12 protein-coding genes are annotated in these 12,775 nt (G+C 59.8%); 9 read left to right on the top strand and 3 right to left on the bottom strand.

What is annotated here, in order from left to right:
• Nucleotides 1-787 (bottom strand): DUF808 domain-containing protein (locus tag KGB25_RS29790; protein ID WP_223437928.1); only part of this gene is annotated, 787 nt, incomplete at its 3' end.
• 134 nt (nucleotides 788-921) lie between these two features.
• Between KGB25_RS29790 and KGB25_RS29785 the strand changes: the two genes are divergently transcribed.
• On the top strand, nucleotides 922-1,527 hold the full coding sequence (locus KGB25_RS29785; RefSeq protein ID WP_008039884.1) for a TetR/AcrR family transcriptional regulator: 606 nt from the start codon (nucleotides 922-924) through the stop codon (nucleotides 1,525-1,527).
• A 128-nt stretch (nucleotides 1,528-1,655) separates the two neighbouring features.
• On the opposite strand, the gene KGB25_RS29780 is transcribed toward KGB25_RS29785, so the two are convergent.
• Entirely contained in the window at nucleotides 1,656-2,114 is a 459-nt protein-coding gene (locus tag KGB25_RS29780) for an REP-associated tyrosine transposase (RefSeq protein ID WP_223437926.1), read from the bottom strand.
• Between the two features lie 226 nt (nucleotides 2,115-2,340).
• Complete coding sequence (locus KGB25_RS29775; protein WP_223437924.1) at nucleotides 2,341-2,781, bottom strand: GlcG/HbpS family heme-binding protein; 441 nt, start codon at nucleotides 2,779-2,781, stop codon at nucleotides 2,341-2,343.
• 267 nt (nucleotides 2,782-3,048) lie between these two features.
• On the opposite strand from KGB25_RS29775, the gene gcl reads away from it, so the two are divergent.
• From gcl to KGB25_RS29735, 8 genes are all read left to right on the top strand, one after another.
• Nucleotides 3,049-4,824, top strand: coding sequence for a glyoxylate carboligase (gene gcl / locus KGB25_RS29770; RefSeq protein WP_008026775.1), 1,776 nt, complete (start codon nucleotides 3,049-3,051; stop codon nucleotides 4,822-4,824).
• Nucleotides 4,825-4,966: 142 nt separating this feature from the next.
• Complete coding sequence (hyi, locus tag KGB25_RS29765) at nucleotides 4,967-5,749, top strand: hydroxypyruvate isomerase (RefSeq protein ID WP_192226085.1); 783 nt, start codon at nucleotides 4,967-4,969, stop codon at nucleotides 5,747-5,749.
• A 147-nt stretch (nucleotides 5,750-5,896) separates the two neighbouring features.
• Complete coding sequence (locus tag KGB25_RS29760) at nucleotides 5,897-6,790, top strand: 2-hydroxy-3-oxopropionate reductase (protein WP_008039871.1); 894 nt, start codon at nucleotides 5,897-5,899, stop codon at nucleotides 6,788-6,790.
• 149 nt (nucleotides 6,791-6,939) lie between these two features.
• Entirely contained in the window at nucleotides 6,940-8,220 is a 1,281-nt protein-coding gene (locus KGB25_RS29755; RefSeq protein WP_008026780.1) for a glycerate kinase, read from the top strand.
• Nucleotides 8,210-9,625 (top strand): pyruvate kinase, encoded by a 1,416-nt coding sequence (gene pyk, locus KGB25_RS29750; protein WP_008039869.1) that lies wholly within the window; start codon nucleotides 8,210-8,212, stop codon nucleotides 9,623-9,625. The genes KGB25_RS29755 and pyk overlap by 11 nt, the downstream gene beginning before the upstream one ends.
• Nucleotides 9,626-9,777: 152 nt before the next feature.
• A complete protein-coding gene (locus KGB25_RS29745) occupies nucleotides 9,778-10,692 on the top strand; it encodes an urea transporter (protein WP_008026785.1) in 915 nt (304 codons plus the stop codon).
• A 21-nt stretch (nucleotides 10,693-10,713) separates the two neighbouring features.
• Nucleotides 10,714-11,538: an ion transporter gene (locus tag KGB25_RS29740; protein WP_008039865.1), complete on the top strand. Its 825-nt coding sequence runs from the start codon at nucleotides 10,714-10,716 to the stop codon at nucleotides 11,536-11,538.
• A gap of 93 nt (nucleotides 11,539-11,631) precedes the next feature.
• Nucleotides 11,632-12,627 carry a sulfate ABC transporter substrate-binding protein gene (locus KGB25_RS29735; protein WP_008039863.1) on the top strand — a complete coding sequence of 332 codons (996 nt, stop codon included), beginning with the start codon at nucleotides 11,632-11,634 and terminating at the stop codon, nucleotides 12,625-12,627.
• Nucleotides 12,628-12,775: the final 148 nt, after the last annotated feature.

The raw sequence follows: 12,775 nt of genomic DNA, 5'->3' as shown, positions 1-12,775 counted from the left end.
CGCTGACACTTTCAATCCAGTGATGAACCACCGGCACGCCGTGAGTGAGAATCCCGCCACCGACCAGGAACATCGCCGCCGTCCCGATCACCGACAGGCTTTTCATCATGTACGGCGCCGCACGCAGAATCCCGCCGCCAATGCTTTTGGCCATCTGGCCGGGTTTCTGGGTCAGCCACAGACCGAGGTCATCGAGCTTGACGATGCCGGCTACCAGGCCGTAGACGCCGATGGTCATGACGATGGCAATGCCCGACAGCACGATGACTTGCTGGGTCAGCGACGCATCGGCCACGGTGCCGAGGGTGATGGCGATGATTTCGGCAGAGAGAATGAAGTCGGTACGGATGGCGCCCTTGATCTTGTCCTTTTCGAACGCCACCAGATCCACCGCCGGGTCGGCCACAGCCTCGACAAGCTCCGCATGCTCGGCCTGGTCTTCAGCCTTGCTGTGCAGGAATTTGTGCGCAAGTTTTTCGAAACCTTCGAAACACAGGTAGGCGCCGCCGACCATCAGCAACGGCGTGACCAGCCACGGAATGAATGCACTGATCGCCAGCGCTGACGGCACCAGAATCAGTTTGTTGAGAAACGAGCCCTTCGCCACTGCCCAAACGACCGGGATTTCCCGTTCGGCACGTACGCCGCTGACCTGCTGGGCATTGAGCGCCAGATCGTCGCCGAGCACGCCGGCGGTTTTCTTGGCGGCCATTTTGGTCATCAACGCCACATCGTCGAGTACCGCGGCAATGTCGTCGATCAGCAACAGTAAACTGCTTCCTGCCATGAATCAGGTGTCCTTCTGGAATGAATGCTGCGCAGCATAGCGCGGCCGAGCACCACATGGGGCATTCTTGAGCGCCGCGCGAGGCCGGTGCTACCATGCGCAACCGCCAGAACAGGCAAGGAACCACCTGGTTTATGAGCACTATCCGCGAGCGCAACAAAGAACTGATCCTGCGTGCCGCCAGTGAAGAATTTGCCGACAAGGGCTTCGCTGCGACCAAAACCAGTGACATCGCAGCCAAGGCGGGATTGCCCAAGCCCAACGTCTATTACTACTTCAAATCCAAGGAAAACCTCTACCGCGAGGTTCTGGAAAGCATCATCGAGCCGATTCTGCAGGCCTCGACGCCGTTCAACGCCGACGGCGTGCCCAGCGAAGTGCTGAGCGGCTACATTCGCTCGAAAATCCGCATCTCCCGCGACTTGCCCTTCGCCTCCAAGGTGTTCGCCAGCGAAATCATGCACGGCGCCCCGCACCTGAGCGCCGACCTGGTCGAACAACTGAACAGCCAGGCGAAACACAACATCGACTGCATCCAGACCTGGATCGACCGCGGGCAGATCGCCCCCATCGACCCCAACCACCTGATGTTCAGCATCTGGGCCGCGACCCAGACCTATGCCGACTTTGACTGGCAGATTACAGCCATCACCGGCAAGGCGAAGCTGGATGAAGAGGATTATGAAGCGGCGGCGCAGACGATTATCCGGTTGGTGCTTAAAGGGTGTGAGCCAGACTGATGGACCGCGGTGCGGCCATCGCTGGCGAGCCAGCTCCCACAGGGATTTGTGTCGTCCACAGTATTTGAACTCAACAGAGAAACCTGTGGGAGCTGGCTTGCCAGCGATGAAGGCGACTCGGTGCCGACTCAAATCCAGATGGCATCCCACAGCGGATAGTCGCCAAGCTTTTCAACAAGCCCCGCCCGCAACGGGTTTGCCACGACATACCGGGCCAATTTCACCAAATCCTCCTCCCGCCTCAACGCTCGGTCGTGATAACCCTGCTGCCAAAGCGGTCCACCTCTACCAATCGAAAAATTCACCTCCCTCGTAATTAGGGATTTAGTCTGGCGCATCAGCTTTCTAAGCGAACAGTTTTCCAATTCGACCAGCCAATGAAAATGATCGGGCATGACGACCCAAGCCAATGACTTTGCCAATCCGAGATTTTGTGCCCGGCAGAATTGGTTAACGACCAATCTACCTAACGCGAAGTCGGCAAAGATCGGCTCGCGATCCAGAGTGTTGGTGGTCAGTAAATAAATTCGATTGGGCTCGGCATAGCGGCCGGCTCGCAGGCGATGTGATGCGGGAAAACTGGGCATTCCTTTGCCTCTCTCATGATGAGTTCATGAAGAGGCTAGACCTGGAAACACTGAGCGGTGATACACACTTTTAGCTGGATGTGTCTGGCAGATAGCAATCGCTGGCAAGCCAGCTCCCACAGGGTCTGTCGGTGTCCGCAAAATATGTGAATACCGACAGTCATTGTGGGAGCTGCGGTGCGACGATTCGACTTGCCAACGATGACATTTGTTCAGACGCTGAAGATCAAGCACTCACCCCCGCATCCGCCTTCAACCCCAACGCCTCGATCGCATTGATCGCACACTGCTCATCAACATCCGACAGATCCCCGCTGATGCCCACAGCTCCCAGCACATTGCCGTCCTGATCCCGAATCAACACACCGCCCGGTGCCGGCACCACGCTGCCCTGCCCCAGGCTGTTCAATGCCGCGATAAACGCCGGGCGTTGCTGGGCGTCCAGCGCCAGCAGGCGTGAGCCTTTGCCCAGCGCAATGGCGCCCCAGGCTTTGCCGATGGCGATTTGTGGCCGAAGCAGGCTGGCGCCGTCTTCGCGTTGCAGGGAAACCAGGTGTCCGCCGGCATCCAGCACGGCGATGGTCAAAGGGGCCGCGTTGATTGCACGCGCGGCGGAGATGGCCTGACTGGTCAGGTTGACTGCCACTTTCAAGGTTAAAGCGCTCATGGTGCCGTCCTCATTTTGTTATAGGGAAAGCGGAAGGACTGCGCGTTTTCATCGCAGCCCGATGCAACAAATAGAACACAATGAGTTATTTTTTTGTATACAATAATTATCGAAAAGCGCCACATGCGACGAAAAGCCACAGCAGAACAGGCTTCCGACGAATAAAACAGTCGCTTGAGAAAATGGATTGACCTGCGCCGTCCGCCGTGAATACACTCTGCGCAAAGCCACTTGTATACAATTACAAAACGTAAGAGGCACAAAACCATGAGCAAAATGAGAGCAATCGAAGCCGCCGTTCTGGTGATGCGCCGCGAAGGGGTTGATACCGCTTTTGGCATCCCCGGTGCCGCCATCAACCCGTTGTACTCCGCCCTGCAAAAGGTCGGCGGCATCGATCACGTCCTCGCTCGACACGTTGAAGGCGCGTCGCACATGGCCGAGGGCTACACCCGCACCAAGGCCGGCAACATCGGCGTGTGCATCGGCACTTCCGGCCCGGCCGGTACTGACATGGTCACCGGGCTCTACAGCGCCTCGGCCGACTCGATCCCGATTCTGTGCATCACCGGGCAAGCACCCCGCGCCCGTATGCACAAGGAAGACTTCCAGGCTGTCGACATCACCACCATCGTCAAGCCAGTGACCAAGTGGGCGACCACTGTCATGGAACCGGGCCAGGTGCCGTATGCGTTCCAGAAAGCCTTCTACGAAATGCGCTCCGGCCGTCCAGGCCCAGTGCTGATCGACCTGCCGTTCGACGTGCAGATGGCCGAAATCGAATTCGACATCGACGCCTACGAACCGCTGCCACTGGCCAAGCCAACCGCTAACCGCGTGCAAATCGAGAAGGCCCTGGCCATGCTCGATCAGGCCGAGCGTCCATTGCTGGTCGCCGGTGGCGGCATCATCAATGCCGACGCCAGCGAGTTGCTGGTGGAATTCGCCGAGCTGACCGGCATTCCGGTGATCCCGACCCTGATGGGCTGGGGCACGATCCCGGACGATCACCCGTTGATGGTCGGCATGGTGGGCTTGCAGACTTCGCACCGTTACGGCAACGCCACCCTACTGAAGTCCGACGTGGTACTGGGCGTCGGTAACCGTTGGGCCAACCGCCACACCGGCTCGATCGACGTGTATACCGAAGGCCGCAAGTTCATTCACGTTGACATCGAGCCGACGCAAATCGGCCGCGTGTTCAACCCGGACCTGGGCATCGTCTCCGACGCCGCTGCCGCGCTGACCGTGTTCATCGAAGTCGCCCGCGAATGGCAAGCCGCCGGCAAACTGAAAAACCGCAGCGCCTGGCTGCAAGACTGCCAGCAGCGCAAAGCCAGCCTGCAACGCAAGACGCACTTCGACAACGTGCCGGTCAAACCGCAGCGCGTTTACGAAGAGATGAACCAGGTGTTCGGCAAAGACACCTGCTACGTCAGCACCATCGGTCTGTCGCAGATTGCCGGCGCGCAGTTCCTGCACGTCTACAAGCCGCGTCACTGGATCAACTGCGGTCAGGCCGGCCCGCTGGGCTGGACCATTCCGGCTGCACTGGGCGTGGTCAAGGCCGATCCGAACCGCAAGGTTGTGGCGCTGTCGGGCGACTATGACTTCCAGTTCATGATCGAAGAATTGGCGGTGGGCGCGCAGTTCAAGCTGCCGTACATCCACGTTGTGGTAAACAATTCGTACCTGGGGCTGATTCGTCAGGCCCAGCGCGGTTTCGACATGGACTACTGCGTGCAGCTGTCCTTCGATAACCTGAACGCTCCGGAACTCAACGGTTACGGTGTTGACCACGTCGCGGTTGCCGAAGGCCTCGGTTGCAAGGCGCTGCGTGTGTTCGAACCGGCTCAGATCCAGCCTGCACTGCGCAGGGCCCAGGAGCTGATCGAGGAGTTCAAGGTGCCGGTGATCGTCGAGATTATTCTGGAGCGCGTGACCAACATTTCCATGGGCACCGAGATCAACGCCGTCAACGAATTCGAAGACCTGGCGCTGGTCGGCAACGATGCGCCGACCGCGATTTCGCTGCTTGATTAACAGCTGACCGCCTCCCCCCTGTAGGAGCGAGGCTTGCCCGCGAAGGCGTCGTGCCATTCAACATTGATGCCGACTGACACAACGTCTTCGCGGGCAAGCCTCGCTCCTACAGAGGGAGCTCACACATTTACGGGAGACCACCATGCCGCGTTTCGCAGCCAACCTGTCCATGCTGTTCACCGAACAGGACTTTCTCGCCCGTTTCGAAGCGGCCGCCAAGGCCGGCTTCAGTGGTGTCGAATACCTGTTCCCTTACGATTTCAGCTCCGCCGAGATCAAGGCCAAGCTCGACGCCAACGGTCTGACCCAGGTGTTGTTCAACCTGCCGGCCGGTGACTGGGCCAAGGGCGAACGCGGTATCGCGTGCCTGCCGGACCGGGTTGAAGAGTTCCGCGCCGGGGTCGATCTGGCGATCGCCTATGCGCAAGTGCTGGGCAACACCCAGGTCAACTGCCTGGCCGGTATTCGTCCACAAGGTGTCGACGATGCCACCGTGGAAAAAACCTTTGTCGCCAACCTCAAGTACGCGGCCGACAAGCTGCAAGCGGCGGGCATCAAACTGGTGATGGAAGCGATCAACACCCGCGACATCCCAGGGTTCTACCTGAACAACACGGCGCAAGCCCTGTCGATTCGCGAACAGGTCGGCAGCGCCAATCTGTTCCTGCAATACGACATCTATCACATGCAAATCATGGAGGGCGACCTGGCCCGCACCCTGCAATCGCACCTCAGTGAAATCAATCACGTGCAATTGGCGGACAACCCGGGGCGCAACGAACCAGGCACTGGTGAAATCAATTACCGCTTCCTGTTCGAACACCTGGACCGGATTGGTTATCAGGGTTGGGTCGGTTGCGAATACAAGCCGCTGACCACCACCGAAGCAGGCCTGGGCTGGCTGAAAACCCATAACGCGATCTGATCGAAAACCGCGTCATCGTTCTTCGCGGGCAAGCCTCGCTCCTACGAACAACCCTGCCCCTGTAGGAGCGAGGCTTGCCCGCGAAGGCGCCCTCGCTGACACCCACGAATTTTGCGAACAGAGCAATAAAAACAAGAGGATTTTCTCATGGCTAAAATCGGATTTATCGGCACCGGCATCATGGGCCACCCAATGGCGTTGAACCTGCAGAAAGCCGGTCACAGCCTGTTCCTGTCGGCGCACCACGATGCCGCGCCTGCCGACCTGATCGCCGGTGGCGCTGTCGCCCTGGCGAACCCGAAAGAAGTCGCGCAAGAAGCTGAATTCATCATCGTCATGGTGCCGGATACCCCGCAGGTCGATGACGTGCTGTTCCGTGCCGACGGCATTGCGGCCGGTGTCGGCAAGGGCAAAGTCGTCATCGACATGAGCTCGATCTCGCCTACCGCCACCAAAGCCTTCGCGGCCAAGATCAACGAAAAAGGCGCGCAGTACCTCGACGCGCCGGTGTCCGGCGGTGAAGTCGGTGCCAAGGCTGCGACCCTGAGCATCATGGTCGGCGGCGATGCCGATGCCTTCGAACGCGCCTTGCCGCTGTTCCAGGCGATGGGCAAGAACATCACCCTGGTGGGCGGTAACGGCGACGGTCAAACCGCGAAAGTGGCGAACCAGATCATCGTCGCGCTGAACATTCAGGCCGTGGCCGAAGCCCTGCTGTTCGCTTCGAAAAACGGTGCCGATCCAGCCAAGGTGCGTGAAGCGCTGATGGGCGGTTTCGCTTCGTCGAAAATCCTCGAAGTGCATGGCGAACGCATGATCAAGGGCACCTTCGACCCAGGCTTCCGCATCAGCCTGCACCAGAAGGACCTGAACCTGGCCCTGCAAGGCGCCAAAGAGCTGAACATCAACCTGCCAAACACCGCCAACACCCAGCAAGTGTTCAGCACCTGCGCGGCCATCGGTGGCAGCAACTGGGACCACTCGGCGCTGATCAAAGGCCTGGAGCACATGGCGAATTTCTCGATTCGCGATAAGAACTAAGTCTCTGTCTGACCCTGTGGGAGCTAGCCTGCTAGCGATGAAATCGACGCGGTGTGTCTGGTAGACCTCAGCGCCTGAATCGCTAGCAGGCTAGCTCCCACAAGGGGCCGAGTTGCCCTTCAAATAACAAGAAAATCCGGGAGCCCGCCATGTCGGTCGATCCGCAACAATTCCTGCGTGAGCTGTTTGCCACAGCCATTGACGCGGCCCATCCGCAGCAAGTCCTCGAAGCTCATTTGCCCACTGACCGCAGCGGTCGCGTGATCGTCATCGGCGCCGGCAAAGCCGCCGCCGCCATGGCCCAAGTGGTCGAGCGCTGCTGGCAGGGTGAAGTGTCCGGCCTGGTGGTGACGCGTTACGGTCACGGCGCCCCGTGCGAAAAAATCGAAGTCGTCGAAGCCGCTCACCCGGTGCCGGACGCCGCTGGCCTGGCCGTCGCCAAGCGTGTGCTGGATCTGGTCAGCAACCTGAGCGAAGACGACCGCGTCATCTTTCTGCTCTCCGGTGGCGGTTCTGCGTTGCTCGCCCTTCCGGCCCAAGGCATCACGCTCGCCGACAAGCAATCGATCAACAAAGCCCTGCTCAAATCCGGCGCGACCATCGGCGAGATGAACTGCGTGCGCAAGCACCTCTCGGCGATCAAGGGCGGCCGTCTCGGTAAAGCCTGCTGGCCCGCCACTGTTTATACCTATGCGATTTCCGATGTACCGGGCGACCTCGCCACGGTCATCGCTTCCGGCCCCACCGTGGCCGACCCGAGCACCTCCGCCGAAGCGCTGGCAATCCTCAAGCGCTACGACATTGAAGTCCCGGCGTCGGTGCGCAACTGGCTGCAAAGCCCGGAATCGGAGACGGTCAAACCCGGCGACCCGAGCCTGGCGCGCAGTCATTTCCAATTGATCGCCCGCCCGCAACAGTCGCTTGAAGCCGCTGCAGTGAAAGCCCGTCAGGCCGGTTTCAGTCCGCTGATCCTCGGCGACCTGGAAGGCGAATCCCGCGAAGTGGCCAAGGTTCACGCCGGCATCGCGCGGCAAGTGGTCCTGCATGGCCAGCCATTGGCGGCGCCGTGCGTGATCCTTTCGGGCGGTGAAACCACGGTCACCGTACGCGGCAATGGTCGCGGCGGACGCAACGCCGAATTCCTCCTGAGCCTGACCGACAGCCTCAAAGGCTTGCCCGGCGTCTACGCGCTGGCCGGCGACACCGATGGCATCGACGGCTCCGAAGACAATGCCGGGGCGATCATGACCCCGGACAGCTACGCCCGCGCCGCCGCCCTCGGTTTGAGCGCCAGTGATGAACTCGACAACAACAATGGCTACGGCTATTTCGCGGCGCTCGACGCGTTGATCGTCACCGAGCCGACCCGCACCAACGTCAACGACTTCCGCGCCATCCTGATTCTCGAGAGCACAAAAAATGACGCCTGATAAAAAGGTCAAAATCCTCGCCACCCTCGGCCCGGCCACCGACGGGATCGAAGACATCCGCGAGTTGGTGCAGGCCGGGGTCAACATCTTCCGCCTGAACTTCAGCCACGGCGATCACGCCGACCACGCTCAACGCTATCAATGGATTCGTGAAGTCGAGCGCCAACTGAATTATCCGCTCGGGATCCTGATGGACCTGCAAGGCCCGAAACTGCGGGTCGGCAAGTTCGCCGAAGGCAAGGTGCAGTTGCATCGCGGTCAGGCCCTGCGCCTGGACCTGGACCCGACGCCGGGCGATCAACGCAGGGTCAACCTGCCGCACCCGGAAATCATCGCCGCGCTGGAGCCGGGCATGGACTTGCTGCTCGACGACGGCAAACTGCGACTGCGCGTGGTCACCAAATACGCCGACGCAATCGACACCACGGTGCTCAATGGCGGCGAACTCTCGGACCGCAAAGGCGTGAACGTGCCGCAAGCGGTGCTGGAGTTGAGCCCGCTGACGGCCAAGGATCGTCGCGATCTGACTTTCGGTCTGGAGTTGGGCGTGGATTGGGTCGCGCTGTCGTTCGTGCAGCGCCCGGAAGACATTCGCGAAGCGCGTGAACTGATCGGCGACAAAGCGTTTTTGATGGCCAAGATCGAGAAGCCGTCGGCGGTCACGCAACTGCGGGAAATCGCCGAATTGAGCGACGCGATCATGGTTGCCCGTGGCGACCTCGGCGTCGAAGTGCCCGCCGAAAGCGTGCCGCAGATTCAGAAGAACATCATCAGCATCTGCCGCCAACTCGGCAAACCGGTGGTGGTGGCGACGCAGATGCTGGAGTCGATGCGTTTCTCCCCGGCCCCGACCCGCGCCGAAGTCACCGATGTGGCCAACGCCGTGGCCGAAGGTGCCGATGCGGTGATGCTGTCGGCAGAAACCGCGTCCGGCGAATACCCGATAGAAGCTGTGCAGATGATGAGCAAGATCATCCGCCAGGTGGAAAACGGTCCGGACTATCAGACGCAACTGGACGTCAGCCGGCCGAAAGCCGAGGCGACCGTTTCCGATGCGATCAGCTGTGCGATTCGTCGCATCAGTAACGTGTTGCCGGTGGCGGTGCTGGTGAACTACAGCGAGTCCGGCACGTCGAGTCTGCGGGCGGCGCGGGAACGGCCGACGGTGCCAATTCTGAACCTGACGCCGAACCTGCAGACCGCCCGCCGCTTGACCGTGGCTTGGGGGGTGCATTCGGTGGTCAATGATCGTCTGCGCCAGGTGGATGAAGTGTGCTCGACAGCGCTGGAGATTGCGCAGGCGCAGGGCATGGCGCAGCGCGGGGACACGTTATTGATCACGGCGGGTGTGCCGTTTGGGCAGCCTGGGTCGACTAACTCTTTGCGTATCGAGACGTTGATCTAGAGCGCCCATACCGGCCTCATCGCCAGCAGGCTGGCTCCCACATTGGTTTTGTGTCGATAACGAAATCAAGACTGAACGCAGATTCAGTGTGGGAGCCAGCCTGCTGGCGATGCTGGCGACTCGGTTTCACTGAAACACCCACAGACTTCATCATGCCTGCCAACCACTTCAACACCCACTGCCCCGATTGGGCGACTGCCCTGCTCAACGGCTTCAGCCAGATTTTCCTCCAGCGCCATCCGCTGTTTGGTCTGTTGTGCCTGCTCGCCATTCTATTCACCGCACCGGCCCTGCTCGGCGGTGCGTTGCTGGGCGGTGTCGCCGGTTTGCTCACCGCGCAACGTCGCCACTACGCCAAGGCCGATCGTCAGGCCGGGCTGTTCAGTTACAACGGTGTCCTGCTCGGTTTGCTGCTGAGCCTGTATTTCCCCTGGTCCGCGCTGTTGCCGCCGCTGATCATTGCTGCGGGCGGATTGAGTGCGATGCTCACTCAGCAGTGGCTCAAACGCATCCGGGTCAGCCAATACCTGCCGGCCTATACGGCGCCTTTCGTGGGATTGGGCTGGTTGCTGCTGTGCTTCGCCACCCCCTCGACCGAAGCCCATTTGATCGAAGTCAGTGCGTTGAACATGCTCCTCGCCCCCCTGAAAGGCCTCGGCCAAGTGATGTTCCTCGGTCATCCGCTGGCCGGTGCGATGATTGCCGTGGGTTTGCTGATCGCTGATCGCCGCGCATTCTGCTGGGCGATGCTGGCGTCTGTCGCGGGCATGGGCTGGAGCCTGCTGCATCAAGATTTCTATAGCGCATTGATCGGCCTCGGTGGCTATAACGCCGTACTCGCCGCCCTCGCCCTAAGCTCGCAGCGCCAGCAACCGTGGCTGCCGCTCATCGGCATCGCAGCGGCGCTGTTGCTGACGCCGGTGTTTGCCGCCATCGGTCTGCCAACGCTGACCGCGCCGTTTATCCTCGCCTGCTGGCTGATCCGCACGGTTATGCAAATGTTCGGCAAAACCACCGTCGCCGGTACGCCTTGCACTCTGGAGGAGAATCACCCTAGGCTGCGCTGATTCTCGATTCAGGCGTTATCCATGGACAGCAGCAAAAACTGGCGTGAAGACCTTTACGTCATGGTTTTCCAGAGCGACACCAAGGCCGGGCGGCGCTTCGACGGCATTCTGCTGTTGATCATCCTCGCCAGCATCGTCATCGTGATGCTCGACAGCATCGACACGATTCATCAGAACTACGCCAACGTGTTGGCGTACATCGAGTGGGGCTTCACGGTCATTTTCGCCATCGAATATGGCCTGCGCCTGTACTGTTCACCCAAGCCGCTGCGTTATGCCTTCAGCTTCTACGGGCTGGTGGATCTGCTGGCGATCGTGCCCGGTATCCTCGCGCTGTATTACGCCGATGCGCAGTACCTGCTGATTATCCGGATCATCCGGATGCTGCGGATTTTCCGTGTGCTCAAGCTCAGTCCGTACCTCAAGCAAGCCAATTACCTGATGTTGGCGCTGCGTGGCAGCAAGCAGAAGATCGTGGTGTTTCTGGTCAGCGTCTGCACGCTCGTCACGGTGTTCGGCACGCTGATGTACGTGATCGAAGGCCCGGAGCATGGCTTCACCAGCATTCCAAAAGGCATCTACTGGGCTATCGTGACGCTGACCACCGTCGGCTTCGGCGACATCGTGCCGAAGACGCCCCTGGGCCAGGTGATTTCGTCGCTGGTGATGATCACCGGTTACTCGATCATCGCCGTGCCAACCGGGATTTTCACCGCCGAACTGGCCAACGCCATGCGTGGCGAACAGTTGCAACACGACTGCCCGGTGTGTAAGAAAAACAGCCACGAGCACGGCGCTGCATTTTGCTCGCGGTGCGGCAATGTGTTGTTCAAAAAACTGGAATAAGCAAAGTGCTTTTTAATCTTTAAAGGACTATACGAGCCCGGTTATAGTCGCTGGCAAATTGCCTCACATTTAAATTAGAACAAGGAATGCGCAGTGAAAAAACTCTTTGGCGCCTCACTTCTGGCCGCTGGCCTGGCATTGACCAGCGTGGCTCAGGCTGCACCGACCCTGCTCAACGTTTCCTACGACGTGATGCGCGATTTCTACAAGGACTACAACGCTGCCTTCCAGAAACACTGGCAAGCCGAGCACAACGAAAACATCACCCTGCAGATGTCTTTCGGCGGTTCGAGCAAACAGGCGCGTTCCGTGATCGACGGCCTGCCGGCTGACGTCATCACCATGAACATGGCCACCGACATCAACGCCCTGGCAGACAACGGCAAACTGGTCCCGGACAACTGGGTCACCCTGCTGCCGAACCACAGCGCGCCGTTCACCTCGGCCACGGTGTTCATCGTCCGCAAAGGCAACCCGAAAGCCCTGAAAGACTGGCCGGATCTGCTCAAGGACGGTGTGCAAGTGATCGTGCCAAACCCGAAAACCTCGGGCAACGGCCGCTACACCTACCTTTCGGCCTGGGGTTATGTGCTGAAAAACGGCGGTGACGAGAACAAGGCCAAGGCCTTCGTCGGCAAGCTGTTCAAGCAAGCACCGGTGCTGGATACCGGTGGTCGTGCGGCTACCACTACCTTCATGACCAACCAGCTCGGCGACGTGCTGGTGACCTTCGAAAACGAAGCGGAAATGATTGCCCGCGAGTTTGGCCGTGATCAGTTCGAAGTGATCTACCCGAGCGTCTCCGCTGAAGCCGAGCCGCCAGTGGCCGTGGTCGACAAAGTGGTCGAGAAGAAAGGCACCCGCGCAGCAGCCGAGGAATACCTGAAGTACCTGTGGTCGCCGGAAGGCCAGGAAATTGCTGCGGCAAACTACCTGCGTCCGCGTGACCCGGCGGTACTGGCCAAGTACACCGACCGCTTCCCGAAAGTGGATTTCCTGTCGGTAGAGAAGACCTTCGGTGACTGGCGCACCGTGCAGAAGACGCACTTCAATGATGGTGGGATCTTTGATCAGATTTACGCTCAGTAAACGCTGATAGCCCAATGAAAAAGGCGACCTGAGAAGGTCGCCTTTTTTGTTTTTGTGTTCGCTGAAGTTCCCTGTGGGAGCGAGCCTGCTCGCGATGGCGGTGGGTCAATCACATTGATGGTGACTGATACACCGCCATCGCGAGCAG

The organism is Pseudomonas sp. BF-RE-21 (assembly GCF_019947305.1).
Classification (GTDB): domain Bacteria; phylum Pseudomonadota; class Gammaproteobacteria; order Pseudomonadales; family Pseudomonadaceae; genus Aquipseudomonas; species Aquipseudomonas migulae.
This window is presented reverse-complemented; position numbering and strand designations above follow the sequence as displayed.